Here is a 24,148-nt window from a genome sequence, read left to right on the forward strand (position 1 = left end):
GGTCTCCAAAACCGTGGGCTGCGGGTTCAAGTCCTGTCTCCCCTGCCATTATTGTGCCTAAAATCAAGAGATTCAAGGATGGATAAATATAACAAATACAAAATTAAGCTTAAATTGGGGACAGTTTGGTGACAAAATCAACCGAAAATATCTAAATAACACAAAAATATACCAGGCTATCAAGCCTGGTTTTTATTTTTTTCAAATAAATAATTTGCAATTTTGTCAGCAGCGTTTCTGTCCGCTGATTTCAATGCATGAGCATATATGTTCATGGTAGTAGATGCATTACTATGTCCTAATCGTGCCGATACAGTTCTTACATTCTCTCCTGCATTAATTAATAAAGTTGCAGACGTATGCCTGAGTTGATGAAATGTTATTCGCCGTAACCCATGTTTTTCTAAAAATTTAGGAAACCATTTTGTGAAGGTATATGGATACATGGGTTGTCCATTCCATTGTGTAAATACATATCCTGTATCAATCCACATACTTCCCTTTTTCAGCCTCTCGATATTTTGTTCTTTTTTATATTCTCTAAGTAAATCCATTATTTCTTTTGGCATAGCTATTAGTCTTTTTGATGTTTCTGTTTTAGGATCTTTAGTAAAGGTACCTTCTCCAGGCAAATATTGATTTGCCTGTTCTATTTTTATCGTGTTATTCTCAAAGTCAACATGTTCCCACTTTAATCCCATAAGCTCACCAATACGTAATCCTGCTGCTAGAGTAACCATAACCGCAACCTTGTATTTTAATTTCTCATTTTCAAGTGCTTTGATGAGTTTTTTAACCTCTTCTTCATTATAGTAGCCAGCTTCTTTTTTGGGGACTTTCGGTGGTTCAATATTAGAAGCCGGATTCGAAGAAATAAGCTGCCATTTAACTGCATCTTCAAAAATGGCATGAATAAGACGATAATGATGTTTTATTGTTTGAGGTGATAAACCACCTTCTTTACCATCTAATCTTGCACCATCCTCTTTTAACATATTCAAAAACTCAAGTATATGTACAGGTTTAATTTTGTTTAATTTCAAATGCCCTAATGCAGGAATTATGCGTTTTTCTAACATTTCTTTGTAACGATGTAGAGTTTTTGGAGCTAAATTATCCTCCGCATATTCTTTTAGCCATTTTTCAACAAATGCTTTAAAAGTTAATCTGGAAGGTTCAATGAACGTGTTGCCTTCAATCTCTGCGATAAATTTAGCAAGCTCTTTTTCAGCCTCTTTTAATCTTGCTGCTTCTGTTTTGCCGTGTACTTTTATCGTTTTAGTATATTTTTTCCTTTTTCCATCAGGCCCATATCCAGCAGATACAACAAGCCGATATGAATTCTCACCTCGTTTTTCAATCGAACCTGGCATAATATCACCTTTTGTGTTTATATTTTTATATTAATTCATTCGACATTCATTACCGAAATCCTCTATTTTCTTATCATAAAATAAAAAAACAGGCCCCGAAGGGCCCCAAGCACAAGGAAGAGGATTATTCAGTTTGCTTAGCCCATTCTTCTCCGAACGTGTCTTTAAAAGCTCTTACAGCTGCTTCTATGAGCCCTTTCACTTCTGCGTCTGTAAACTCTAAACCTAATTTTTTAAATTGATTCACAAGCCATTCAGCAGCTTTATTATACTTTTCTTCACCTTTTAAAACATCTCTATAAACCTGTTCTACAAATTGAACAGCAATAGCTGCAAGTTCTTGTTTTGTTTCCAATTCTATTTCTATTTGCTTTAGTTTTTCTGCGCCGACTTTTTTCTTTAAAAATGCTACTAAATAAGCTGCTGCAAGCGTAACAATTAAAAGCAACAGATTGTATAAGACGTTATACCATAATTCAGACATTACTTATTCCCTCCTATAAATTTCTCATAAAGTCTATGCAATACTACTGCAAGCTCTTCACGGGTGATGTTTTTGCCTAAGCCAAAAGTTCCATCGTCATAGCCTTTCATAAGCCCCACATTTTTCGCCCATTCTATGTCCTTGATTGCCCAATGGTTGTCAGGAACGTCCTTAAAGAGTTTTCCCATAATCTTTTCCTCCTTTTTCTGTAATCCGAAATATTTCGCTATTCCTTCCGCATGTGCTACAGCTATTGCTTGTAGAAAGTCTTTATTTTTAAGCTTATTTGCATCGTTTATGTTGTCGATAAAACCATTTTCTGTAAGGATTGCTGGCATTTTGGAAAGCCTTAAAACAGCAAAATTTGCTCTTTTCATTCCTCTGTTTGTAAATGCCGTTGCTTTTATTACCTCGTTGTGAATATGTCCCTGTAATTTCACTGCGTCTGTATTAGCATTTATGTGTATAAAGCTTTCAAAACCAGTACCACCGCCAGAATTGATGTGTACACTCACAAAAATATCAGCGCCCCAAGTATTTGCTTTTTCTGCCCTGTCCGCTAAATCTAAAAAAGCGTCGAATTCACGGCTTAAGCGTACTTCTATGTTTGTGTAGTTGTCTAGAAGATATTGCCGTATCATTTTGGAGATTTCAAGCGTCAAATCTTTTTCCTTTAGTCCATTTCCAACAGCCCCAGAGTCCTTCCCACCATGTCCGGGGTCTATGAAAATTCTATATGCCATCTTTGTTATCACCACCATTCTTTTCGTTTTCGCCAAACCGTATTTCATGCTTTTTTATCGTCGCAAGCATCCACAACTCTCCTGTCGTGAATGCAAACCAAGCCCCGATGAGCGTGGTAGGCTCTGTACCTACCCGCAAAAACACATACAAAACTGCTGCTGTAAAGAGTGTGTTTAGCAGTATCACAAGTGCGACGATAAATTTAGAATATTTCATTTTCCTCCACTCCTTACTCTCTCGAGTAACTCATCTATTTTTGCATCCTGCTTAACTAAAGAGATTTGCAGCTGTTGTATTACTTCTAAGAGTTTTTGCATTGTTTTTGTGTTGTTGTCAATCACTTCTGCTATTTGTTGTTCTCTTTTCTTTGTGTTGAACAGCGTTATCACGTACAAAATGCCTGCTACTGCGAAAGCAGCAAGGCCATAGTCAATTACAGCCGTAGGTTCCATCCGCATCATCCTTTCCTACAGAGTCAAAAATAAAAAGCAGACGTAGACCTGCTTTATGGCTGTATCAGTGCTTGTAATATTTCCTGCTTTTCTTCTTGTGTCAAAGCTGGATAGTCAAGTAAAATTTCTTCTGCTGTTTTATTTTCCGTTTCCATGCGAAATTTAACTACACGCACAAAAATGTTTTTCTTCCACGTCGGCATAGCCATTATACACCACCCCCAAGAAGTGTCGCTATTGCTATTTCAAGGTCAATTATACGTTGTTCAAGTGGGTTTGGTTCAGGTGGAGGTGGTACGGGTTCTTCTACTTTTGTAAAAGCCCCTGTTGCAGGGTCATATACAGCTCCGATAAGTGTTGTATCGTATGTGTCTAAGGGAATTAAATTAGGATGTTCCACTTTATCTGCCAGCATAGATATACCAATCACCTTATTATTTTCGTCAATTTGTGCATAAATATATGTCATTGTCAATCACTCCCTTTTTACGCGAATTCAACAAGTTGCCAAAAATAGTCTACCGAAAACAAATTAGTTGCACTATTATGATATAAAATCCTTAAAGTGTTACTATTAATAAGCGTTCCTGCTGCTGCCGTATATATATAATATTCGCTACTACCTGCAACCACAGCAAATCCTTGTACAAAAAGAATGCTTTTAGATAAGTTTACTGGACTTATTGTGATATCTACATATTTGCTAAAAGTATATCCGCTTCCCCTCTGTATTGACCTTATTATATTAGGTTGAAATTCAATTACTTTCCACACAAAACTGCGATATACATAGTCTGCTGCATTAGGTGTGTTTTGATAAGAGCCTACTACAACGGAAATTTCATTAGATGCTGAAAAATAAGCATTTTTAAGATATAAATACCAGCTTGAAGAATATGCTGCGTAAGGCTCTATCAATATGATAGCTTTGTTCGTGTCTACAGGATTTATCGGAATTTTTACTGTGCCATCTGCCCATCCAGATGTTCCACTTTGAATGCTTTTTATAAATTTTGTTCCATCTATAACCAAATTCCCTGTCTTTTTACTTCCCCCTGCATAAAAAGTCTTCCCCGACAGTACATCTCCTTCAACTGCCGTTGCATCGGTAGATATTGCCCTTATCTTTGTGGCAAGCGTATCAAATGTATCTGTTGCTGCTGCACTTTGACCCATGCTTGTGATTGCGTTTGCTATTGCAGTTTTGCCGTTTTTTACATCACCTGCGATTTCATTTAATACATTTTCAACTGTTTTGGGACTGGAAGTAAAATTACCTGCCACATCTGCTACATCGATTGTTGCTGCTTTTTTAAGCTCTGCAATATTCCCTTCAATGCGGTTTAAATCATTTACAGTAACTGCGTCTTTAGCTGTCCAATCTGTCTTTGGTGTTTGCCATGCCATCTACATCACCTCTCTATCTACATAAAGCCTTTAGTTCTGCTAAAGCGCCTTCTACATTGTTTGATGTAAAGTATTTGTTCTCTATTTCTATTGTTGCTGCTTTTTTTAGTTCTGCTATATTACCTTCAATGCGGTTAAAATCAGCGTAATTAGGAAAGGCGGGAGTAGTCCAATTCACTTTAGGTATTATCCATGCCAATTATTCCACCTTCCTTCCGCTTTTAAATTCATCTGCACATTCACGACTGCAAAATACCTGTTTGGTTATACTATTTTTAAATTTCCACCATTGTGATGGCTTTGGCATAAAGATTTTACCGCAGTTTGCACATTGTACCTCTTTTCTTGAATCAAAACTTTTTACATAACAATCAAAACTACAATAAGCCTTATTTGTTCGTCCTATTTGTAAATAATATTTTTGGTTTTTACTTAACAAAAATTCTTTCCCACAGGTTGGGCATATATATTTTGAAATTATCTTACGTTGATTACCATGTAAAATCTGATGTTCATTATCATTTTGGAAAAGCATCAAATTCTCTATCCTATTATCACTTCTAATTCCATTAATATGGTGTACAACTTCTTCAAGATTTAAATGTCTACCAATAGCTTTTTCCATGATTAAACGATGTTCTAATATATACCCTTTAACGGCATAAGGATGATTAGGAGCATAAACCATTACATAACCATCTTTTCTTCTATATTTCCCACCTTTCCAATTATGTGGTTTACTTGCTTTAATATAATTTAATCTGCATTCATTTGAGCAAAATACTTTTTTGGCTTTGTTTTTTCTTAAAGACGTTCTCTGTTGCTTAGTTAATAAAAATTCTTTACCACAATAAGCACATGTTGCTTTCTTTGGTACATCATCTTTCCAATACGGGCTTATTCCCCCACTTATAGCTTTAACATAACATTCCCTACTACAATAAGCATGTTTTCTTAATCCTTTTTTTAATTTGTATCTTTGATTTTCAGACAACTTAAAAAGTTTCCCACAAAAATCACAATAATATAGCATAATTAACCCTCCTTATGCACGACGGCCAGCAAGACGGGCTCTTAGCGCCCCATCGTATTCAATTTCCTGTCTTATCACGTAATAGTCGTTCGTTTCTATGTTATCTATAACGCTTACTCTGTCGCCTAACAACAATGCAGGATTACCTCTCCACTCTATCTCACAATCCCGCCTTGGGTCTTTAAAGCTCTGCAAAAGCTTATTCGCTATTGTCTGTGCCATGCTTAGCGTCTGCACAAGCGGATTAGCTGGAAATGTATATCGAATAAGCCCATTATCAGTAATGCTTTGTGTATCCTGTGCTATTGCTTTTTCTTTGTTCATCACTTTTAGCGGCTGTGCATTCACAACTATCGTTACGCTTTCCGCTGACGTGCCGTTATTTTTGAGCGTTATATTTGCTCCCCATGCATAGTAGGTTACAGCGGTTATGACTGTGTTTGTAGCACCTTGCAAGCTCGCACTGGCATTTATGCACGGTGTTTGGTTGTAATATATCGTCAGCGTCAAGGTTTGTCCTGCTGCTATGCTAACAGGGTCATTGCTGCGATAAACTTCCTGCGTTACGTCGGGCCTTAGCGGTTGTGTCTCAACCTCTACATAGTTTGCAATCTGCCCCCACCTGACAGGATTATCCTTTCTGAAATAGTCATCAGGTGTTATTACCAAGTCAGCTTTTGTCTTGCTCGCAAGGTAGCTTGGCCCTTCTACCCTGATTACACCGTTGCGGTCACAGTAGACTTGCCCTAAACAAGCCTCGGCTATTTTCCTCAGCGCTTCCCTGTGCGATTGTGGCTCAAAGTATGCATAGGGCACAGTATACTGCTGTAGTTCTGTATCAACCCAGTATTCCTCTGGTTTTAGACCTGCGTCCTGAAGAATTGCAACCGCTAAATCGTATAGTGTCTTGTTTTGCTGCACTGTGCTTGTACTGTATGTGCTCTTCCGTAAAAGTTCCAGCCTGTCCCGTCCGGTCGTCTGGGCATACACGCCGTCCTCGGGAGCAGACCAGTCGCCAGACCAGAAGACACCGAGAGGTACCCATTCTTCGTGGTTGACCGTGAATTGTAAGTTATACACTCATACCACCGCCTTATATTTGCGGTACAGTTCCCGCAAACTGCTTGGCTAACTCGATTGCTTCTACCCTTGCCGCAAAGCCTGATGTTTTCTGCTTAACTACCTCATTGATTTGCTCTGGTGTCATGTCTGCTGTTACGTCCACAATTACTGGCTCTGTAAAGTAAACCTCGCCTGTGTCAGGGTTTTTGACGGTAGCGGTGGTAATGAGCTGTGCGTTATTGTTTGCCTCGAAAGGGGTAAACTCGATAATAAAGTTTGCCATTCTCCTTACCTCCTTACACTGATTTAAGCAGCTTTGCTTTAAGCTGTAGCTTCCTACCTGTCAGCACATCACCGTAATTTATCGGTAGCTTACCGCCATTTTGCACTTCTACCCAATCAGCTTGATTGTCCAGCTTTGCATATACGCTTCTTTGTATCCCGTCCGCATCCTCCTGCCAGCTTATCTTGCTGCCTACCGCCGTGCCTACTGCTGTCAAGTCATATTCGGGGCTTTGCCAGTATCCACCCTGCCCAAAGTTTAGGTTTCCGTCGAACCGCAATAGATACGTCGTCCACTCATCCACAGGCAACGCCTGTCCGCTTGCATACGCCGCCGCTATCTCCGCATCCGTCCTTGCTCTGTTGCTTATGCGGAGGTCGTCGATGAGGGAGTTAAGTTGGTAACTGCCATTAATCCACGAACCAATATAAGCAACTCTGGCAAAAGCCGAAGGAAGTGGCGCTACCGTGTTTGAAGCTACTACTACACCATCCACATACATCTTCGCCGTAGTAGTAGCTTTGTCCCAAGCGAGTGCAAAATAGTGCCAGCCGCTAGATACTGTGTATTCAGCATGCCAAAATATACCATCACTGTTAACAGTTTTTACATGCCACTTACCTGATGTTCTATTGAAGCCAAACCTCAACTGGTTTGGTTCACTTATAGATGAGTCGCTTACCACAAAAGTCATATTCCACCCAGAACCAGTAACCTTATGCACATTAGGGTCAACGTATACCCAGCATTCCACCGTCCCCTCCTGCGGGTTCAGCGCCCCAGCCGTGGGGATGGTCAGGGTCTCGGCTGCACGTGTACCGTCGATGAATGAGGTGGCGTAGGGCTTTTGTTCGAATTGAACGCCCGTAATGTAAGTAATTCCTGTGCCACTTATTACAAATCTTAATGATACAAACGCTGTTGTTGATTGTGTTGTAAATGTAAATGAAATTCTCTGCCATTGCCCTGCCGTGGTTAGGGGTGAATTTATTCCCCAATCTTTTATTACACTTCCAGTACTTGACCATTCAATAGGCCTGATTCCGATTGTCGAAATGGTATTACTTTGAATATATACCCAACCTGACAAAGTATATGTTGTATTAGGAGAAACGGAAATTGCACTTGTTCCTTCAAGGCTAAATACTACATTTGCATCACCCCTAGTTGTTACATTTGCCTGTACACCTGTAGCAAATGGGCAGCCTGTAGGTAAAAAAGTTACTCTTGAAATTGTCATTACTGCTCCACCGGTTGTTATTGTAATAATATTAGTCAAATCATTTTTAGCAAGTGGGTTAGGACATAAATTCGTCGTCCCCTCCTCCACCATGATTGCCTGACCGAATTTGCCATTTTCATAGCGGGGAAGGTTTGTGTTTACAAGCGTGCCGTCGCTTAGATATGCGACGCTGTTCCTTGTAAACGTCGGTGCAGCGACGCTGGGTAGCTGGAGTTTGCCGTCTACTACTACAAGGTTGTTAAGTGTACCCTGCGTAAAATCTACGCTTTGCTGTAAGTTTGTTCCTTCACCCTCTCCTTTCAGCCCAAGCCACGCTTTTATCCTTCTGTTTTGCTTCAAAAGCTGGTACAACGGGCTTTGCTTGTTTCCTGCATCAAATTTTCTTGTGCTATTATCGAGACGTATATCTATTTCGTTCGCACTGATATTCCCAACCGGCAAACTACCTTGTGACACTTCCCTTTCTTCCAGCAGGTGTATAAGCAGTATATCGTCGCCTTCATAGACTTCCTGTATGCTGGTGAAAAATTCAAGGATTTTTACCTGCCTACCGGGATGAGACCATTTCTTCACAACCAAGTCCATCTTTGTTACCTGCGTAATGGGATTAGCAAGCGTCTTTTGCCATACTACCTGCGTATTGCCAACAACCGTTTCTGTGTAGAGAATAGCCCCGCTTGCGTCATAGAGGTTTATGTCAAAGTCAACAGGATACTCGCCTCTCTTGCTGTCGCCTACTACTTTTAACTGCGTAATAGGACGACTAAAGAATGTAACTGTCAGCGTCGGATATGGTGCTGTAAAACTGCCGTCTGCTCCAGCCAATTGCGAACCCCACCAGCCCATCTGATGTGTTGTGGCTTCCTCTGCTGTAGAAGGTGCAAGGGCATATGTGCCGTCAAGAATCCATGAGCCGTCCAAAGATGCAATTTTAGCGAAAGGCTCGGCTACTGCATCGGCGGTTTGAGCAGGGTAGGACACGTTAGCTTGCTCAGATGCAGAAACCTGTATGCTCTGGTCCAAGAAAGGGTCTGTGTAATCGATCTGAATGCGACCATAGACTCTTCTTTCTGTCGCTTTCATTTGCTCTAAAAAATCCTGTGTTATCGGATACATATCACCACCTCATTATTGCTCAATAAAAGCAATTGTCACTTCCTGCCAATATCGTACACCATTAACTGTGTACCAAAGTGAAGTGTTTATATCTCCTGCATAACATATCATTGTTGCTGTGCCGCCTGCATCGGGATAAGAGAAAGAAAAAAACGGCTTATGTGCCGTTATGGTATCAATTATTTTTTTTAAGTCTTCGTCCTTTATCATTTTCCAAACACAATCTACACGCCTTTTTGTTGCTATTATTTCCATGACCATCTTTCCAGACGCTGTTCTTTCGGATTTTGTCAAATCATACCTACCGATTTTTATTTCCGCGGGGTCAGGCATACTAATGCCAGCTATACTAATCAATGCCATACTTACACCTCCTGCGGTCTAACAACAAGATTCATGCCTTGACGTTGCCCTTCTTTTATGATGGCAGGAAGTATAATACGTGCAAATGTAGTGCTGTCAATCTTCAGGACTATTTCTTTTTCAGAATTACTTTGTGTAACATTTTGTATCCTAAAAGCGTCTATTATTGCCTGATACACTGCTTGAGCTATATCGTCGCTACTTTGTGCTCTGCTAAGTGGTACTACCGCTTCAGGCCCAGCTTCGCCTATCATAGCTAATGTAGGTCTTGTTACTATGCCCCCCTCAGCTAACATGGGGATTTTTGATAAATTGAACCCAAAACTTTTGCCACCCAATCCCGGTACCCACTCTGGTATACTAAAATGTATCCTATTTAATCCGTCTATCATCCAGTTAATTGCTCTAATAATGCCATTTATGGGGGCTTTTATAGCTGCTTCTATACTGTCCCAAACTTTTGCAGCAGTATCTTTGATACTATTCCAAATGTTAGAAAGCTTTGTAGAAATGTCATTCCAAGTAGTGCTTAACCAGTTTTGGACAGTTGCCATCGGGTCTATTATATATTTTTTAATCACTCCCCAAGCGGAATTAGCTATTGTTTTTATCCATTCCCACTTATCATTTAGCCATGTCGATACTGCTTCCCATATTTCAATCGTTTTTGTTTTAACTGTTTCCCAGTTTAGAGCTACTACTGCTGCTACCAGTGTAATAGTAGCAATTACCCAAGCAACAGGCCCTAATGCTACAAACCATGCAGCAGCCATAACAGCAGCGTTAGCCATTGCTGTTATACCCATCCAAACCCATTTAGCGCCAAGCAAAACGAATTGTGCTATTTGTACAGCAACGCTTGCAACTGCCTGTACCTGCTGCATTATCCAAGCCGCTACAACTTGTGCAGCTCCAATACCAGCCTGTATACCTAACCATATCCAGTTTGCCCCTAACAGTGCAAACTGTACTAATTGAATTGCTACGCTTGCAACAGCTTGCCAACCTTGCATAGCCCATGCCAAAACTACTTTACCGGCATTAGCTAATGCTTGTATTCCTAACCACGCCCATTTTGCAGCTGTTAAAAGGATTTGCCCGACAATAGTTGCTCCGTGCACTAGGGCCGCTGCTCCCTGCATAACCCATGCAGCAACCATTTTAGCTCCGTTAATTGTTGCTTCTATCCCTGCCTTGATAAGGGCAGGTACTAACAATACCATAATAATACTTGCAATACCTTCGATTATCGGACCTATTGTTGTCCAATTATCTTTTATCCACTGTATAGCTCTGTTAACGGGTTCTATAGCTTGTTGTAGCCGCGCCCAAGCCGCTGAAGCCTTATCTGCTATGCTGCTGATTTGCTGCCCTATTCCTGTTGCTATATCTGCACCTATATCTCCGATACTTCCAATTACCGTTGTTGCTGGTATATCTACTGTTGGAGCTTCTATAGTACTTGCCGGACTCTGAGCTATCTGGTCTTGGATTTGGTGAACTTCATCAAAACTCTGTATATTATTTTCTGCAGCTTTTGCAGCGTCTTCCGTAGCTTTTGCAAGTTGTTCCTGACTGTTTGCGGCCTGCTGACCTACTTTACTTATACCTTGCTGGTTCTGCGCTATCTGTTGCCCTGCGCTTGCCATCGTTAGCGCCGATTTTGCCGATGCGAAGGATTGTGCCGCTGCTGATTTAAGACTGTTGGCAAGGCCCAGAACCGCATTTGCAGCACCCCTGAAGGCCGGAATAATAGCACTCACTCCATATATAATCAGACCAACCCCACGAACGACGAGAGATGCGCCATAAAGAGCTATACCACCAATAATATTCCATACGGATACCGCAAAAGCACGAAGTTTATCCCAGTAGTTGATAATAAGTATTGTTGCAGCTATTATGCCAGTTATGCTCAAAATGACAAGTCTTGCTTTGCTGCCAACAAAATATGTCAGAGCTTCCATAAGTGAAGCTGCCCCGCCCCGCCAAGAAGCAAAAGCGAAAGCTGCTTTTGCCGTCATAGAAGACAAAAGCGCAATCCCTATACCGGCAAAGGCACTTATTCGTACAAGCATGCTTAAACCCAATAATAATGGTCCTATTGATATAACACCTATTCCTAACCAAACAACTGTTGCTTTTAATGCTGGATTTAACTTTTCTAAAGAATCTGCAAAATTTTCTAACCACGTTGTTAACGTTTGTATTTTTTGTGTTATCCCTAAAGTATTATTAATCATTTCTCCAAAGTTAGTAGTTACTCTGCTTAGAACATCCAAGAGGTTTGACCATGAGCCAAGCAAAGTTCGAGACTGTTTTGCCATCATGCCACCAAAGTCTCTCTCCATAGCGCTGAGTATAGAATTTATTGCAATATTTGCAGGAATCAGTCCTTTTTCCGCTAGTTTCATGGTTTCGGGTACCGATTTGCCTATCGACTGTGCCAGATACCCCCATGCCGGAATACCTGCTTCTGTAAGCTGAAGCATTTCTTTAGCTGACACTTTTTGTTTCGCTTGCATTTTTGCAAGAGCAAGCGTAACCCTATCAATCATCTCTGCGTTACCGCCCATAGCCGAAATTGTGTCCCCGACTGCTGTTAACATTGGAATTATATCTTCGGCGGCAAAACCAAAGGCCATTAACTGCCTTGCTTGCTTTGTTAGGTCTTTAAATTCGAAAGGCGTTTTCTCCGCAAATTTAGCAAGCTGTTTTAAAAATTCTTGTGCTTTCTGTGCACCACCGAGCATGTTTGTAAATGCTATTTGTGTTTGTTCCATATCACCAGCCATTTTAAGAGCTGCTATCCCTGCTCCCAGTAAAGGTGTTGTTACCCCTAAAGTCATAGCAGTGCCAATATTTCGCATACTATCAGCTTGTTTTTGTATATTAACAACCGTCTTTGCCATTGTCTTCGTGGCCTGTTGTAAAGTTTTTTCGAATTGTGTAGCTGTTGCAACGAGCCTTACCGTTAATGTTCCAATGTTTGGCATTATATCACCTCACTTTTAAAAAGGACCTGCTTATAATTCAAAAGCAAATAATGTATAATAAAGATGGAAAATATTTTAGAATGGAGGTAGATTTTATGAAAAAAATATTAGTGCTGACTGTGCTATTCTTATTTTTATTCGCTTTGTTAGTGGGATGTGGTGGAAGCCCACAAAACAAAGAAACTTCCAGCACCACCACACCCACAAAAACAACACAAGTAAAACAAAAAGAAGATGCAGACGCTATATACAACAAAATTCAAACCGGAATGACTTTCGAACAAGTACAATCTCTTATTGGGAAAGAGCCTGTACAAAAGACTGAAAGCACCGCTGACACACCTGCCGGTAAGATTGAAATCAAAAATTACTCATGGCAGGTTGGCAAATCACTAATTACAGTCATATTTGAAAACAACAAAGTAACACAAAAAGTAAAAACAGACATGTAATTAGCCAAGTATTGATTTCCACATCTCGATAATTTTCTTTTGTTCTTCTACTGTTTGCTCCTGTTGTTTAGGTTTATCCCATATTGGCATGAAATCCTTAGGAGCAAACGGCTTTTTTTGTTTTTTAGGGTCGCGATTAACGTTAGCAATTGTAGAAGCAACAATGCCAGTTCGCAAATCCTCCACTTCGGTTCCCCAAGGCTCTAAAGTATAATAAACCATCCATTCTGTTAGCTCTTGACTGTCTATTCTTGACAACAATTCTTTTACTGTCATGCCTAAAGCTAAGGCCAGGCGGAAATAAAATCTCCGCTCTGGCCTTTCTCTTAGTTTTTTTGCATCTCCTCGAAGTCTTCTGGCCTCAATCCAGAAAGCTTTTGTGCTACCTGAAATATTCTATCAAGAGCAGTCGCTGATTTTTGACCAAGAATTTTTATATCTTCATCTGTGAACAAACGATTCCCATTTTCATCCACAACACACATAGCCACTAATTTTGCCCTCATATTCTCTGGATTAAATTCAGTTCTATTGCCTTTTCTAACAACTATGCTTGCTTCAAATTTATCTCTTTCAGCACCTGTTAAGCCTCTTACTCTAACTTTTCCACCCCACTCAGGAACTTCTACATCTTCAGTAGGTAAATCTTGAATCTGTAAAATTTGTTCTCTATTCAAATATGCCATAAACATCCTCCTTTAAATTTTTATATAGCGGTAAATGTAGGTTTGCCTACCACTTTTATTGTAACTTCTACTTGTATTGGATCGCCTTCTGATATTTCTTGAGGAGCATATCCTTTTACATAACCCGAAAATGCCCATTCTCCGCCATCTGGAAGTACTATTTTGTAATTTTTTATAGCTCTGCTATTAAAATCATTCAACAAATCCTTGTGGCCGGTATTGGTGCTGTCAAAATTTAGTGTCAATGATACTTCTCCGGCATCGAGAAGCCCAGGGATATATTTTTTGTAGCCGTCGGTTATGCCAAGGTCCTCTATTTCCACATCATCAGCTTCAAGTTGTGGGGGAGTAATACTTGCTACTTGTGCTATATCTACAAAAGTTCCCGCTGTTGCTCCTTCCCTCTGAAATTTTGTGCCAAGCCCTATAATTTCAGCCATTGTTAATTACCTCCTTTATGTTTTATTAAAACATCTATAGATACATTAAAAAGAGCCGTATCCGGCTCATACAAGTCAATTTCATTGGTGACATCAGCTACCATGATGTCAATATCACCGATTTTGCCTCTATAATCTCTAAAAGCAGAACGTAATTGTTCAGCCACAGCCTTTGCCTCGCTGTATTTTTTAGCATAGCATGAAAACTGTATTCTGCTCTGATTCCATACAGTCCCAGAAAGGTCTTTTTCATATATTCTCGAAACCCGAGAATATACAATTGCTGGATATGTTGGGTTTTGAGGTAAGAGAAGAGGATATATTCTGTTACCAACAAGAGCCGTTACTCCTGCATGTGTTGATACATAGCCATAAATTGCTTGTTCCAACATCATAGACCGAGCCTCCGCTTCAGCGATAATAGTATTGTTTGTCGTACATTTCCTTTAGACTCATCGAAAGCTGGCCTCATAAAAGGATGTGGAGGTACATTGCCTATCACTTTTCTTGTTGCCTTTCTTGTACCTCTCACCAATGCATGTCCGAACTCTACAAACAGGGCATAGAAAGCATCTTTATGTGGGCCAATGTTAATCGTCGCTTTATTTCTGCGAGTGTTTTTAGAATCCACTTCTTTCAATATGTGCGATTTCAAGAAACCGGTTTTTTTTGGTGCTTTTTCTTCTATGGCTTTCCGTATCACTTCTGCGCCTTCCAATGTAGCTGCCTCGAGATGTGTTCTTGCAACCTCATCCGTAAGAATATTTAGCCTCCTTACGATTTGCCGCTGGCCTTCTACCGAAACTTTAATCTTCAATTATACCACCTCTTTGCACATGAGGTGAATTTCTTTATGGCGTTCCTCGACGTCGATTACGGATTGAATGTCAAAGATTCTCTCGCCATATACCACTCGCATCTTTGGTTTTATACCTGGCCTGTAGCGGATTCTGATTTGGGTTGTGACTTCTGCGTTGATTTGCTGTGAATTAAAATATTCTCGCCCACGCAATGGCTCAATAGACGCCCAAACTGTTGCAACATCTTGCCAAGTTTTTTCAACTTCACCAAATGTATTACTGCTTTCAACTGGCTGTTGAATTGTTATTCTATGTCTTAATTCGCCTATGTTCATGTTGTATCACCTTCAAAATACTCTGAAAGGATAAAGCAAAGCATTAACCGCAAATTCTACTTCTTTGCCTATCCTCTCAGTAATTATGAAAGGTTGTCTATTCTCATACCAATGAGCCACAAGCATAAATATTGCATGTTTTAGACTCTCTGGTATTTGTGAATAACCAGCTTGATAAGTAACCTTAACTGCATTAACAGCATATAAGCTTTCGCTTGGCCAGCCGTTCGGTGCTATTATTCTTGCTGGTTCACCTTCAACATCTACGATGTAGTCGCTATATAGCATTTCTGTGCCATCTATTGTTTTGTAAGTAAGTTGCTCAACACTTACTAAAGGTGGTCGTGGTAATTGAATATGACCATTTGGAAAATCATCAAGGATATATTCGTATCTTTTTAACACTATCGAACGATTAGTAATTCTCTCAATGTAGTCTCTTGCTGTTTTTATGAGATTTGAAATAAGCACATCATCATCTGTTACATCAACCCTAAGATAGTTTTTCATATCTTCAAGGCTTACTGGTTCTTGCCCTATTACTTCTATTACCTTTAGCGTTGCCATCTTCTTGCACCTCCTCAGCCAATCCAGCTTTAATTAGCTGAGAGGCTTGCTCTTTTTCAATTTCTATTTCTTGTCCAGCGCTGTAACTAAAATTAAGTCCTGCTAAGCTTTTCAGAATTTTTATCCTCAATACCAATCACCTCACATAAATAGGAAAGAGAGAGTAGAAAAACTACTCTCTCTATACAGCCATTTGTAATACTTTTACTGCTTCAGGCAGAATTAGTTTACCATCTACTCTCTGATATGCCCTAAATCCAACCTGCCCATTTACCGCAAACACTTCATTTAGTCTTTGGAATACTCTTCCTTGTCTATCAGCTATCCAATAATAAGAGAAATCGCCAAATGCAATAACTTTAGCTTGCGATGCAATAGTTGGCATTGCAGTAGTAGTGTATACAGGTTTACCTAATAAAGTATCGGGTTCACCAGCTTGAACGCTTGGCTGCCAGATGTATTGCCCATCGCTATCTTTAAGTTTTCTTATCACTTTTGCAGTAGCATCATTCATAACAAATGCAGCTTTTGCTCTGTAAGGTGCTTTAAGCGAATAGTAAAGGTCTATTATCTCGTCAAACGTAATAGCATTATTTACAGCAGTCGTTACTCCTACTTGAGCACTTGTTATAACTCCTGTTGGCTTTCCGTTGCCATCACCCGCAACAAATGCAGACTCTTCTGTTTCTCCAATTCTTCTTGCAAATTCATCTGCAAGATAACTAGCTAAATCAAATGCCGAATCATTAAGTAATTCTTCGGATACTTTAATAAGTGTTCCAACTTTATATGCAGAAAGAGTTACTTGATTGAACTGGTCAGCACTTTCTGTAAATGTTCCTTCTTCGCCAAGCCATACAGCAGTACCATGGCTTGCTACTACAGGTATTTTCCTATCACTTGCCGTAGTAATAACTCTTGCAAGTTTACGCATTATATTTTGTTCTGCTAACGCATCAATGAGCTGTTTTTCAAATTCAGTTGGTACTAAATAACCACCATCAGCAGCAGTTCCTATTTTTAAACTTCTAAACTCATTAGCATCTAAAGCATTTACAGATTGCCTCATAGCTTTCCAGAATGCATCTCTGTATTCTGTATTAATTTGACTATCTCTTGAATTAACTGCGGGTTTAATGGGCTCCTTGTCGCTTGTCCTAAATTCTTTTTCCAACTGTTCCATTCTCTCGTATCTTTCAATGTCTTTCTCAATCTTATCAATGTCAGCCATTATCCTGTCATACTTTTCAGCTTCTTCTGCTGTCAAGTCTCTTTTTTCAGCTTCTGCTGTGTCTAAGATTTCTCTTGCCTCTTTAAACAATTTTGCCCTCTGTTCTCTTAACTCAATAACCTTTGTCATTCTTAATTACCTCCTTCAATTTTGTATTGTTTTTGAATTAATTCAAGCTTTCTACGCCTTATCGGCAATAAAAAAACCGACTTTGTAACATCGTCGGTTGTTAGCTTATCTAAACTTCTTACTGTGGCCTCTGTAACTGAATAAGCCGGATATGTTACTACCGAAACATCATAAAGAGTTTCAATGCTAAGTATCGTTCTTTCAGTTAAATCCTCATTCCATTTTTCTTCTTTAATCGTGAATGCAAAGCTTGATTGATTAATATCTCCTCGCTTAATACTTTCTATCAAATCCCTTGCCCATTGTGTGTTAGGCGGTATTATCTCGTATCTTAAACCCTTGTCGTCTTCGTAAAGTTTAAGCGTACCATTACTTGTGCGGCCCAAAACATAATTTGGGTCATGATTGAAAAGAGCTCTTACATCGCTTTTCTTTAATGCTTCCCTAAACGCGCCGGGCATAATTTTTTCTCTAAACCAAAGTATAGGTTCTGAAAGCCGATTAAATACTGCTGCATATCCAACAATCTTTGGACCTGTATCTCCTTCTCTTATTTCAAATTGCCCATTTATGCTTCTTTTTTCTACACTATCAAAAACCCCCTCTCTTTTGAGTTCTGGTGGTTCTATCCCTGCATCTCGCAAATGAGATGCAAGATGTTCCCAAACCCCTTCATAGTCTTCTTCTGGAATTGTAGTCCCACCTCTTGCGCCATTCAAAACTGCAATTCCTGTTCTACATGCTGTAATGTTAGCAGCTCCAATATTACCTTCGCTGTCAACTTCATGATGTATGAACTTATAGGCCGCTTTTGTCTGTGGGTCTTTGTCTGGGTCATACCATGCATAAGCTTTCTTGTAGTAATCAGCTGGAGCATCTAATTTGAGATTAGCTTCATTCTTTGGCCCATCCCAAGGCCCATCTGATGTATTAGTTTTGTGTGGCTTTATCGCCGGCATTCCCTTGTTCACCTCCTTGTTGTGGTATTGTGCCAGCCTCAATCATGTTAAGCGGTTGGAGATATACATCACCGTTGGGTATCCTGTTCATGTTTTCTAACTCTCTAATTTCGTTTACACTCATCCAACCCCATTGTCTTGCTATTGCATATGCTTTGTAACGGCTCTCAATATCACCTCTTAACAGACCATCAACATTAAATTCAGCCCAAAACTTTGTGCTATTGTAGAACAGCTTCCAATTTATAGCCTGTTCCCATCTGACAAGCCAAGGTCTTACTGTATGAACTACAAAATCAATTGATTGATGCTCAATATTACTAAAAGTTGCATGGCTTAAATCTTGTATTAAATGCAGTGGCACTCTAAATATTCTTGCTATCTCCTCTATTTGAAATCTCCGTGTTTCAAGAAATTGTGCGTCCTCAGGTGGAATCCCAATAGCTTTGTAAGTCATTCCTTCTTCAAGAATTGCTATTCTGTGTTGTTTATCTAAGCCTTGATGCATCATCTCCCAGCTTCTGCGCAAATTTTCCTTTGCTTCTGGTGATAATTTCCCCGGATGTTCTAATATTCCCCCTGGTCTTGCTCCGTTACCAAAAAATCTTGCCCCAAATTCCTCTGCTGCCAACGACAAGCCTATAGCTTCTCTTGCCATGCGAATCGGGGAAACCCCTACAAGCCCATCAAGACTTAAACCTACAATGTGCAAAACTCTTTCTTTAGGTAAAATTACTCCTTTCCCATCCGGCAAAATTGTCTTGTAAACAAGCTCCCCTGTAGTTGGATCCCTTTCAGGCCATGTATAATCCGGTCTTAATGGCCACAACCCTTTAGCTAATCCTGCTTCGTTGTATTCAATCTCTGCATAAGCATTGCCCCATAAAAGCAAATGCGTCATCATCGTTTCTCTGAAAGTAAAGCTCGTCATCTCCTCATTAGCCAAGTCATGCAGCATGTAATAATACGGATGGTCATATGCCTTTTCCTTTCCTTCCGCAGTTTGACGATAAACAAAAAGCGGTAGACTTGCTATAGTCTCCGCTAATACTCTTACGCATGCAAAAACTGCTGAAGCTTGTAACGCTGTATTCGGTGTTACACTTTTGCCTGTTGCACTCCTGTTCCCACCAGTTAAAGCTTCAATTAGTTCTTCACTTGGTCTCGCTAACCCCGAACGTTTTTCAAGCCATTTTGCTATGTTGTATAAAATCCTGCTTGGCATTTAATCACCTGCCTTCTATAAGAAAAGTATGCCCCTGTCCTCATATACGGACCTACTTTGATTGTTGCTGTTTCTTAGAGCTCTGTCTAAAGCCATAACTAAAGCTACCATGCCGTCTATTCTGTTTGTTGATTTACTCTTGTCCATCTTGATATTGCCTGCCGGGTCTTGTTTTACGACTACATTGTCAGCCATCCATCTAAGAACTGGATTACCACCATGAATCAATTTCTTTTCAAGAACCAATCTCATAAGCTCTTTAGTCGGTGCACTCATTGAAGCAAAGCCTTGTCCAAAAGGTATAACTGTAAACCCTTCTTCTTGTAACTCTTGTGTAATTTGAATAGCACCCCACCGGTCAAAAGCTATTTCCTTGATGTTATAAATCTCTGCTAACTGTTTTATATCTTCTCTGATTTTTGCATAATCGACAACATTGCCTTCTGTTGCTGTAATATAGTCATCTCTCACCCAAGCATCATATGGGACTTTGTCTCTTAGCACCCTTTCTTTCATGTTCTCTTTGGGTATCCAAAACTTTGGCAAAACATAGAATTTGTCCTCAATCGGAAATACCATAACAAACGCTGTAATGTCAGTTGTACTTGCCATATCAAGTCCTGCATAACAAACTCGCCCTTTTAGTTCTTCTGGATTGACATAACCAGCCGTTTCGTCCCATGCCCTCATATCCATCCATCTTTCCTCTTGTTGTGTCCATTGATTAAGGTGCAAACGTCTAAAAGTGTTCTGATAAGCTGGTATCTGTTTAGCCTTTTCGCATTCCTGCCTCAAATAGTCCTCGCTGATTGTAATCCCATAACCCGGATTAGCTTTCTTCCACGTCTCTAGGTCTGTCCAATCATCCTCTTGGTCTGCTGCTGCAATGAACGCAAAAAAAGAAGGGTCATCAATTACCCCTCTCAGGACCTTATCAGCATATTCATGAAGTTCCCAGCATATTGAGTTTCTATCATAACCAGCAGTAGTGATTGCAATAATTAGCGGTTGTCTTCTTGCGCCTATTGATGTAGCAAGAGTATCCCAAAGCTCTCTATTCGGCTGAACATGTAGCTCATCAAATATAATCCCATGAGCATTAAGACCGTGTTTTGTATATGCCTCAGCACTTAAAACTTTGTAGGTTGAATTTGTGGCTGGTATATAAATCGCTCGTTTATATATTTCAGCTCTCTTTGCTAATTCAGGGGAACTCTCAAGCATTGTTTTTGCATCATTGAATACTATGCTCGCTTGTTCTCTATCACCCGCTGCGCTGTATATTTCAGCCCCATACTCTCCATCTGCCATAAGCAAATACAAAGCAAGTCCACTACTAAGAGTAGACTTGCCGTTCTTGCGTGGGATTTCGATATAAGCTATTCTGTATTTCCTTGTGCTATCTTTTCTACGTTTCATTCCAAACAAAGGTTTAATAATGCATTCCCTTTGCCAGTCTAAAAGTTCAAAAGGTTGCCCGGCCCATTGCCCCTTTGTATGTCGCAATAGCCTGAAAAATTTTATCACCCGTTCCGCAGCCTCTGCGTCATAGTAATAGTCTTTGTCTTCTTTAATATCCAAGTAACGCACTTATATCATCCTGTTCCTCAGGCTGCGGAACATTTAGTTTACTTCTCGATGATGGAGTTAAACCAAATTCACTTAGATAACTTTTTAAACTGTCGCTGTGGTCCCGTAAAACCTGATGCAATGGGTTTTTCCTTGGCCTTCCTTTGCTGTCTTTGGTTATAAGCCCTTCTTGACTTATAGCTTTAGCAGCCTCACAAGCCAAATACCAGTGCATAAGCATCATCATAAATGCCATATCATCAACTTTGGTAATAAGCCCTATTCTCTCTAACTTTTGTCCTAATTCTTTCCACTTCTTTTTTACTTCTTTTGGTAACCAGCTTGGACACTTCGGCAATCCAACTTCTGGTTTTGGCTCGTTTCTATTCAAAGGTCTTTTTCCTGGATTACCAAGGAGTACCTTTAAAGCTGTTGGTTTTGGCGCTGGGCCTCTTGCTCCCATGTTTATCACCTCAAAAAACTTCAAAAATTTAGATAAAATTTTAAAATACTTTCAAAAACTCAGCAAAATCAAGCAAATTCAAGGCAAAAACGGTAAATTCCAAAAAATCGACGAAACTTGCGGGCGCATCTTCGTGACTCCGCGCGCCGGTCCACAAGGCAGGGTTGCAGAGATTTTACACCCCCTACCCTATTCGCCTCTTGCTGTGCGACGGTTGTGACAAGCCTTGCACAGAGCCCTAAGATTGTTTATGTCTAATCTTAGCTCTGGATTATCTTTAACTTTCTTAATGTGGTGAACTTCTGTTGCTGGTGTATATATTCCATTCTCTAAACAATCTTCACATAATGGATGCTCTGCTAAATACATCTTTCTAAGTTTCTCCCAAGTCTCATCGTATCCTCGCCGTCTTGCGCTCGGTCTATTATCATTTATGTAATATTGTTTTCTTCTTTCAGCTTCATGTCTATCACAATATGTTTTCCCGACATCTACTAACTCACTGCATCCCGGATACACACAAGGTTTTTTGGGTTTATATGGCATCGTAATCACTCCAATAAAAAAGAGCCCTATAAGGCTCTTAAAATTTAATCCAATCTTTTATTTCTTTCAAACCTTTATATGTTTTTGCTAATTTGCTATTTTCTTTTATATAATTTAAACCTTTTAAAGTGATTTGTGCCTTATCAAGTAATACAGCTTCAACGCGATAGCCAATTCCTCCTCTTAAAACTTCAGCATTATCGATATATCCTTCTTTCAAAGCCATTTCTACAATATGTCCAAACTCATCTTTTGAAATATTATAATCCATGTATGTAGGAATATTCTTTTTATCTCTTATTTCTATTAACAGACTATATAAAATTTTTTCTTGATTTTTCACAAAATTACCCCCAAGCTCTTAATCATTGATTCTCAATAACCCACTTAATTTTTGTATCTGCTGCAACGTTTGGTTGATAAACTATCTCAAGTTTCTTCCAGCCCTTTGGCACTTGATAACCCAGCACTCCGCTTAACTTTTTGCCAGGTGCTATTTTACCGTCCATCGTCTTGTTCCCATCTTTAACGGTCTGTGCGCCAAGGTCTTCATTAATAGCATTGTCATCCACATAAGCGCTAAAATTTAGCATTGAACTAACAACTATTTCTTGTTCTGATTTGTTTTCGATTGTCATATACACTAATACAAATTCGTTACCCTCTGCTGGTTTATTAAACTCACTACCTGTTGATTTTTCTATTTTAGTGATTGTCACTCTAATTTGTTTTGTTTCAGCAGTTTCACCAACTTTGAAAAATTCAGGAGTTTTTACTTGCTCTTTTGTTTGCTCCTGTTGTTTTTGTGAAGTCGCACTTGTTTCTACTTTTTTAGGTGTATCTTTGCCTCCCATACTTCCAATAGCAATCACAACTATAATTATAATTACCCAAAACCACCATTTTTTTTAAAATAGACATTTTAAATCCCCCTTTTTAAATAAAATATTCTCACCTTAGTAATATTCTCCATCTTTTAATAAAATCCTGCTAATATTCTTAAAAAACATTCAAGCCCGGCGGGGGTGACCGGGCTACAACGTATAAAGACAATTTTCTTTCTTACATTATAACACACTAAAAACCGCTTGTCAGTGCTGCACTTTTTTAAAATCATACTACTTTTACTTCTTCCTTTTCTACATCTATCAATCCATACTTTTGTGCAAGTAAAGCCGTAAACAACACTATATCATTACGCCACATATAATATGTACGTCGTTCTATATGTAACTTACTCTGGATATGCTCTGGTCCTAACTCTTCAAAATATTGCATCTCTAACAGCTTGCCTTTATCCGTGTCAGCAAATTTTTCTCTTGTTTTCTCAATTACTTTTATCCAGTTTTCTATTGTTTCTAATTCTTTGCTGAGAAGTCTGATCGCTGTTGTTGATGTAGGATCTGAATAATACCCAATGTTTTTTATATTAGCTTTTATGTTATTTTTTTGCCCGAACATTATCTCTTCACGTTTTTCTTTATACATACGCTTTAATTCAAAATACTTATAAAGCATTTTCTCGATTTCTTTGTAAATTTCTCTATCCAAAACCGCCATTTGCATCAGCTCCATTTTAAATTTCTTAGCTTCTCTTTTGTTGGCAAGTCTAAAAGCTCCTCTATTGCAACGTACAACCTCTCTTTTTTCTTCTCTTCCTCCCAAAGCTGTATTGCCTTGTCCACGTACTGTAGAAATAAAGTCATGTCTCCGTTCATATATCTCACAATTGCCCTTGAGCAATATTGCAACACCTCAGGGCTCACGTCGATACCTCCTCTATTTCAATTTCTACTCTTGGCTCATCGCTGTAAAATTTGCGCACTATTGCTTCAACAATTTGTTTGTCATCATCGTATGCAAGATGATTAAGTGCATCTGTAACAATTTTACCTATATTGTCCCAGTCTGGTTTAATTGTCGGTCTAATTATACCCGCTAGCATAAGTTCTTTTTTCTTTTTTGAAGCACTGCTAGGAATTGGGAAATACGCAGTGATAGTCAGTTTGAGAGGTCCTTGAAATTGTTTATGGAAGTGTCGCATAACATATAGTTCTTTTATGAATGTCTCGTAATCAACAGTTTCTTTTGGTGTATAAGTTATACCGTTCTTCAACACTCTAGGTCTTTGTTTTCCAAGTGGTTTGCCCGGTATCGTTAGAGTTATTCTATTCATTTTGTATTCACCTT

Annotated in this window: 35 protein-coding genes; 1 reads left to right on the top strand and 34 read right to left on the bottom strand. The window is 39.4% G+C overall.

Features of this window, described 5'->3' with window-relative positions; translation table 11 throughout:
* Window positions 1–179 precede the first annotated feature (179 nt).
* The 15 genes from ACPLVE_RS07160 to ACPLVE_RS07230 form a co-directional block, all read right to left on the bottom strand.
* Complete coding sequence (locus tag ACPLVE_RS07160; protein WP_424610883.1) at window positions 180–1,373, bottom strand: tyrosine-type recombinase/integrase; 1,194 nt, start codon at window positions 1,371–1,373, stop codon at window positions 180–182.
* A gap of 124 nt (window positions 1,374–1,497) precedes the next feature.
* A complete protein-coding gene (locus tag ACPLVE_RS07165) occupies window positions 1,498–1,857 on the bottom strand; it encodes a phage holin (protein WP_424610884.1) in 360 nt (119 codons plus the stop codon).
* Window positions 1,857–2,600 (bottom strand): N-acetylmuramoyl-L-alanine amidase, encoded by a 744-nt coding sequence (locus ACPLVE_RS07170; protein ID WP_424610885.1) that lies wholly within the window; start codon window positions 2,598–2,600, stop codon window positions 1,857–1,859. The genes ACPLVE_RS07165 and ACPLVE_RS07170 overlap by 1 nt, the downstream gene beginning before the upstream one ends.
* Window positions 2,590–2,817 carry a hypothetical protein gene (locus ACPLVE_RS07175; RefSeq protein WP_424610886.1) on the bottom strand — a complete coding sequence of 76 codons (228 nt, stop codon included), beginning with the start codon at window positions 2,815–2,817 and terminating at the stop codon, window positions 2,590–2,592. The genes ACPLVE_RS07170 and ACPLVE_RS07175 overlap by 11 nt, the downstream gene beginning before the upstream one ends.
* On the bottom strand, window positions 2,814–3,053 hold the full coding sequence (locus ACPLVE_RS07180) for a hypothetical protein (RefSeq protein WP_424610887.1): 240 nt from the start codon (window positions 3,051–3,053) through the stop codon (window positions 2,814–2,816). The genes ACPLVE_RS07175 and ACPLVE_RS07180 overlap by 4 nt, the downstream gene beginning before the upstream one ends.
* 53 nt (window positions 3,054–3,106) lie before the next feature.
* Entirely contained in the window at window positions 3,107–3,262 is a 156-nt protein-coding gene (locus ACPLVE_RS07185) for a hypothetical protein (protein ID WP_424610888.1), read from the bottom strand.
* Window positions 3,262–3,522, bottom strand: a complete 261-nt coding sequence (locus ACPLVE_RS07190; protein ID WP_424610889.1) for a hypothetical protein — start codon at window positions 3,520–3,522, stop codon at window positions 3,262–3,264. The genes ACPLVE_RS07185 and ACPLVE_RS07190 overlap by 1 nt, the downstream gene beginning before the upstream one ends.
* A 17-nt stretch (window positions 3,523–3,539) precedes the next feature.
* A complete protein-coding gene (locus tag ACPLVE_RS07195; RefSeq protein WP_424610890.1) occupies window positions 3,540–4,460 on the bottom strand; it encodes a hypothetical protein in 921 nt (306 codons plus the stop codon).
* A 13-nt stretch (window positions 4,461–4,473) separates the two neighbouring features.
* Window positions 4,474–4,659 (bottom strand): hypothetical protein, encoded by a 186-nt coding sequence (locus tag ACPLVE_RS07200; protein WP_424610891.1) that lies wholly within the window; start codon window positions 4,657–4,659, stop codon window positions 4,474–4,476.
* Window positions 4,660–5,493, bottom strand: a complete 834-nt coding sequence (locus ACPLVE_RS07205; protein ID WP_424610892.1) for an HNH endonuclease signature motif containing protein — start codon at window positions 5,491–5,493, stop codon at window positions 4,660–4,662.
* A gap of 12 nt (window positions 5,494–5,505) precedes the next feature.
* Window positions 5,506–6,003 (bottom strand): hypothetical protein, encoded by a 498-nt coding sequence (locus ACPLVE_RS07210; protein WP_424610893.1) that lies wholly within the window; start codon window positions 6,001–6,003, stop codon window positions 5,506–5,508.
* A 583-nt stretch (window positions 6,004–6,586) separates the two neighbouring features.
* Window positions 6,587–6,838 carry a hypothetical protein gene (locus tag ACPLVE_RS07215; protein WP_424610894.1) on the bottom strand — a complete coding sequence of 84 codons (252 nt, stop codon included), beginning with the start codon at window positions 6,836–6,838 and terminating at the stop codon, window positions 6,587–6,589.
* 13 nt (window positions 6,839–6,851) lie between these two features.
* Complete coding sequence (locus ACPLVE_RS07220) at window positions 6,852–9,164, bottom strand: LamG domain-containing protein (protein WP_424610895.1); 2,313 nt, start codon at window positions 9,162–9,164, stop codon at window positions 6,852–6,854.
* 45 nt (window positions 9,165–9,209) lie between these two features.
* Window positions 9,210–9,560, bottom strand: coding sequence for a DUF6711 family protein (locus ACPLVE_RS07225; RefSeq protein WP_424610896.1), 351 nt, complete (start codon window positions 9,558–9,560; stop codon window positions 9,210–9,212).
* A 2-nt stretch (window positions 9,561–9,562) separates the two neighbouring features.
* On the bottom strand, window positions 9,563–12,472 hold the full coding sequence (locus tag ACPLVE_RS07230; protein ID WP_424610897.1) for a tape measure protein: 2,910 nt from the start codon (window positions 12,470–12,472) through the stop codon (window positions 9,563–9,565).
* Between the two features lie 179 nt (window positions 12,473–12,651).
* Here ACPLVE_RS07230 and ACPLVE_RS07235 point away from each other — a divergent pair, with 179 nt between their 5' ends.
* On the top strand, window positions 12,652–13,008 hold the full coding sequence (locus ACPLVE_RS07235; protein ID WP_424610898.1) for a hypothetical protein: 357 nt from the start codon (window positions 12,652–12,654) through the stop codon (window positions 13,006–13,008).
* Here the strand turns inward: ACPLVE_RS07235 and ACPLVE_RS07240 are convergent, their stop codons facing one another.
* From ACPLVE_RS07240 to ACPLVE_RS07330, 19 genes are all read right to left on the bottom strand, one after another.
* Window positions 13,009–13,284: a phage tail assembly protein T gene (locus ACPLVE_RS07240; protein ID WP_424610899.1), complete on the bottom strand. Its 276-nt coding sequence runs from the start codon at window positions 13,282–13,284 to the stop codon at window positions 13,009–13,011.
* Window positions 13,285–13,334: 50 nt separating this feature from the next.
* On the bottom strand, window positions 13,335–13,694 hold the full coding sequence (locus tag ACPLVE_RS07245; protein ID WP_424610900.1) for a hypothetical protein: 360 nt from the start codon (window positions 13,692–13,694) through the stop codon (window positions 13,335–13,337).
* A gap of 20 nt (window positions 13,695–13,714) precedes the next feature.
* On the bottom strand, window positions 13,715–14,134 hold the full coding sequence (locus ACPLVE_RS07250) for a phage tail tube protein (RefSeq protein WP_424610901.1): 420 nt from the start codon (window positions 14,132–14,134) through the stop codon (window positions 13,715–13,717).
* A gap of 2 nt (window positions 14,135–14,136) precedes the next feature.
* The gene (locus ACPLVE_RS07255; RefSeq protein WP_424610902.1) at window positions 14,137–14,529 is read right to left on the bottom strand and encodes a DUF3168 domain-containing protein; all 393 of its coding nucleotides are present in this window, start codon (window positions 14,527–14,529) and stop codon (window positions 14,137–14,139) included.
* Window positions 14,526–14,951: an HK97-gp10 family putative phage morphogenesis protein gene (locus tag ACPLVE_RS07260; protein ID WP_424610903.1), complete on the bottom strand. Its 426-nt coding sequence runs from the start codon at window positions 14,949–14,951 to the stop codon at window positions 14,526–14,528. The genes ACPLVE_RS07255 and ACPLVE_RS07260 overlap by 4 nt, the downstream gene beginning before the upstream one ends.
* Complete coding sequence (locus ACPLVE_RS07265) at window positions 14,952–15,269, bottom strand: phage head closure protein (RefSeq protein ID WP_424610904.1); 318 nt, start codon at window positions 15,267–15,269, stop codon at window positions 14,952–14,954.
* 12 nt (window positions 15,270–15,281) lie between these two features.
* Window positions 15,282–15,836: a head-tail connector protein gene (locus ACPLVE_RS07270; protein WP_424610905.1), complete on the bottom strand. Its 555-nt coding sequence runs from the start codon at window positions 15,834–15,836 to the stop codon at window positions 15,282–15,284.
* Entirely contained in the window at window positions 15,784–15,966 is a 183-nt protein-coding gene (locus ACPLVE_RS07275; RefSeq protein ID WP_424610906.1) for a hypothetical protein, read from the bottom strand. The genes ACPLVE_RS07270 and ACPLVE_RS07275 overlap by 53 nt, the downstream gene beginning before the upstream one ends.
* A 51-nt stretch (window positions 15,967–16,017) precedes the next feature.
* Window positions 16,018–17,196: a phage major capsid protein gene (locus tag ACPLVE_RS07280; RefSeq protein ID WP_424610907.1), complete on the bottom strand. Its 1,179-nt coding sequence runs from the start codon at window positions 17,194–17,196 to the stop codon at window positions 16,018–16,020.
* Window positions 17,197–17,198: 2 nt separating this feature from the next.
* A complete protein-coding gene (locus tag ACPLVE_RS07285; protein ID WP_424610908.1) occupies window positions 17,199–18,155 on the bottom strand; it encodes an HK97 family phage prohead protease in 957 nt (318 codons plus the stop codon).
* On the bottom strand, window positions 18,127–19,380 hold the full coding sequence (locus tag ACPLVE_RS07290; RefSeq protein ID WP_424610909.1) for a phage portal protein: 1,254 nt from the start codon (window positions 19,378–19,380) through the stop codon (window positions 18,127–18,129). The genes ACPLVE_RS07285 and ACPLVE_RS07290 overlap by 29 nt, the downstream gene beginning before the upstream one ends.
* 15 nt (window positions 19,381–19,395) lie before the next feature.
* Window positions 19,396–20,970 (bottom strand): terminase large subunit, encoded by a 1,575-nt coding sequence (locus ACPLVE_RS07295; protein ID WP_424610910.1) that lies wholly within the window; start codon window positions 20,968–20,970, stop codon window positions 19,396–19,398.
* Window positions 20,951–21,412 (bottom strand): phage terminase small subunit P27 family, encoded by a 462-nt coding sequence (locus tag ACPLVE_RS07300; protein WP_424610911.1) that lies wholly within the window; start codon window positions 21,410–21,412, stop codon window positions 20,951–20,953. The genes ACPLVE_RS07295 and ACPLVE_RS07300 overlap by 20 nt, the downstream gene beginning before the upstream one ends.
* A gap of 189 nt (window positions 21,413–21,601) precedes the next feature.
* Window positions 21,602–21,958 carry an HNH endonuclease signature motif containing protein gene (locus ACPLVE_RS07305; protein ID WP_424610912.1) on the bottom strand — a complete coding sequence of 119 codons (357 nt, stop codon included), beginning with the start codon at window positions 21,956–21,958 and terminating at the stop codon, window positions 21,602–21,604.
* Between the two features lie 37 nt (window positions 21,959–21,995).
* Window positions 21,996–22,301 (bottom strand): YjcQ family protein, encoded by a 306-nt coding sequence (locus ACPLVE_RS07310; protein WP_424610913.1) that lies wholly within the window; start codon window positions 22,299–22,301, stop codon window positions 21,996–21,998.
* Window positions 22,302–22,323: 22 nt separating this feature from the next.
* Complete coding sequence (locus tag ACPLVE_RS07315; RefSeq protein WP_424610914.1) at window positions 22,324–22,830, bottom strand: DUF4352 domain-containing protein; 507 nt, start codon at window positions 22,828–22,830, stop codon at window positions 22,324–22,326.
* 241 nt (window positions 22,831–23,071) lie between these two features.
* Entirely contained in the window at window positions 23,072–23,533 is a 462-nt protein-coding gene (locus ACPLVE_RS07320; RefSeq protein WP_424610915.1) for a DUF1492 domain-containing protein, read from the bottom strand.
* A complete protein-coding gene (locus ACPLVE_RS07325) occupies window positions 23,524–23,724 on the bottom strand; it encodes a hypothetical protein (RefSeq protein WP_424610916.1) in 201 nt (66 codons plus the stop codon). The genes ACPLVE_RS07320 and ACPLVE_RS07325 overlap by 10 nt, the downstream gene beginning before the upstream one ends.
* Entirely contained in the window at window positions 23,721–24,134 is a 414-nt protein-coding gene (locus ACPLVE_RS07330) for a RusA family crossover junction endodeoxyribonuclease (protein WP_424610917.1), read from the bottom strand. The genes ACPLVE_RS07325 and ACPLVE_RS07330 overlap by 4 nt, the downstream gene beginning before the upstream one ends.
* Between the last annotated feature and the right edge of the window lie 14 nt (window positions 24,135–24,148).

It is taken from the genome of Caldanaerobacter sp., assembly GCF_049701115.1.
Lineage (GTDB): Bacteria > Bacillota > Thermoanaerobacteria > Thermoanaerobacterales > Thermoanaerobacteraceae > Thermoanaerobacter.

Excerpts from the sequence above, each read along its gene's own strand:
- ACPLVE_RS07160 (WP_424610883.1), bottom strand. The coding sequence starts at position 1,373 with ATGCCAGGTTCGATTGAAAAACGAGGTGAGAATTCATATCGGCTTGTT.
- ACPLVE_RS07165 (WP_424610884.1), bottom strand. The coding sequence starts at position 1,857 with ATGTCTGAATTATGGTATAACGTCTTATACAATCTGTTGCTTTTAATT.
- ACPLVE_RS07170 (WP_424610885.1), bottom strand. The coding sequence starts at position 2,600 with ATGGCATATAGAATTTTCATAGACCCCGGACATGGTGGGAAGGACTCT.
- ACPLVE_RS07175 (WP_424610886.1), bottom strand. The coding sequence starts at position 2,817 with ATGAAATATTCTAAATTTATCGTCGCACTTGTGATACTGCTAAACACA.
- ACPLVE_RS07180 (WP_424610887.1), bottom strand. The coding sequence starts at position 3,053 with ATGGAACCTACGGCTGTAATTGACTATGGCCTTGCTGCTTTCGCAGTA.
- ACPLVE_RS07185 (WP_424610888.1), bottom strand. The coding sequence starts at position 3,262 with ATGGCTATGCCGACGTGGAAGAAAAACATTTTTGTGCGTGTAGTTAAA.
- ACPLVE_RS07190 (WP_424610889.1), bottom strand. The coding sequence starts at position 3,522 with ATGACATATATTTATGCACAAATTGACGAAAATAATAAGGTGATTGGT.
- ACPLVE_RS07195 (WP_424610890.1), bottom strand. The coding sequence starts at position 4,460 with ATGGCATGGCAAACACCAAAGACAGATTGGACAGCTAAAGACGCAGTT.
- ACPLVE_RS07205 (WP_424610892.1), bottom strand. The coding sequence starts at position 5,493 with ATGCTATATTATTGTGATTTTTGTGGGAAACTTTTTAAGTTGTCTGAA.
- ACPLVE_RS07215 (WP_424610894.1), bottom strand. The coding sequence starts at position 6,838 with ATGGCAAACTTTATTATCGAGTTTACCCCTTTCGAGGCAAACAATAAC.
- ACPLVE_RS07220 (WP_424610895.1), bottom strand. The coding sequence starts at position 9,164 with ATGAAAGCGACAGAAAGAAGAGTCTATGGTCGCATTCAGATCGATTAC.
- ACPLVE_RS07225 (WP_424610896.1), bottom strand. The coding sequence starts at position 9,560 with ATGGCATTGATTAGTATAGCTGGCATTAGTATGCCTGACCCCGCGGAA.
- ACPLVE_RS07230 (WP_424610897.1), bottom strand. The coding sequence starts at position 12,472 with ATGGCAAAGACGGTTGTTAATATACAAAAACAAGCTGATAGTATGCGA.
- ACPLVE_RS07235 (WP_424610898.1), top strand. The coding sequence starts at position 12,652 with ATGAAAAAAATATTAGTGCTGACTGTGCTATTCTTATTTTTATTCGCT.
- ACPLVE_RS07240 (WP_424610899.1), bottom strand. The coding sequence starts at position 13,284 with ATGACAGTAAAAGAATTGTTGTCAAGAATAGACAGTCAAGAGCTAACA.
- ACPLVE_RS07245 (WP_424610900.1), bottom strand. The coding sequence starts at position 13,694 with ATGGCATATTTGAATAGAGAACAAATTTTACAGATTCAAGATTTACCT.
- ACPLVE_RS07250 (WP_424610901.1), bottom strand. The coding sequence starts at position 14,134 with ATGGCTGAAATTATAGGGCTTGGCACAAAATTTCAGAGGGAAGGAGCA.
- ACPLVE_RS07255 (WP_424610902.1), bottom strand. The coding sequence starts at position 14,529 with ATGATGTTGGAACAAGCAATTTATGGCTATGTATCAACACATGCAGGA.
- ACPLVE_RS07265 (WP_424610904.1), bottom strand. The coding sequence starts at position 15,269 with ATGAACATAGGCGAATTAAGACATAGAATAACAATTCAACAGCCAGTT.
- ACPLVE_RS07270 (WP_424610905.1), bottom strand. The coding sequence starts at position 15,836 with ATGGCAACGCTAAAGGTAATAGAAGTAATAGGGCAAGAACCAGTAAGC.
- ACPLVE_RS07280 (WP_424610907.1), bottom strand. The coding sequence starts at position 17,196 with ATGACAAAGGTTATTGAGTTAAGAGAACAGAGGGCAAAATTGTTTAAA.
- ACPLVE_RS07285 (WP_424610908.1), bottom strand. The coding sequence starts at position 18,155 with ATGCCGGCGATAAAGCCACACAAAACTAATACATCAGATGGGCCTTGG.
- ACPLVE_RS07290 (WP_424610909.1), bottom strand. The coding sequence starts at position 19,380 with ATGCCAAGCAGGATTTTATACAACATAGCAAAATGGCTTGAAAAACGT.
- ACPLVE_RS07300 (WP_424610911.1), bottom strand. The coding sequence starts at position 21,412 with ATGGGAGCAAGAGGCCCAGCGCCAAAACCAACAGCTTTAAAGGTACTC.
- ACPLVE_RS07305 (WP_424610912.1), bottom strand. The coding sequence starts at position 21,958 with ATGCCATATAAACCCAAAAAACCTTGTGTGTATCCGGGATGCAGTGAG.
- ACPLVE_RS07320 (WP_424610915.1), bottom strand. The coding sequence starts at position 23,533 with ATGGAGCTGATGCAAATGGCGGTTTTGGATAGAGAAATTTACAAAGAA.
- ACPLVE_RS07330 (WP_424610917.1), bottom strand. The coding sequence starts at position 24,134 with ATGAATAGAATAACTCTAACGATACCGGGCAAACCACTTGGAAAACAA.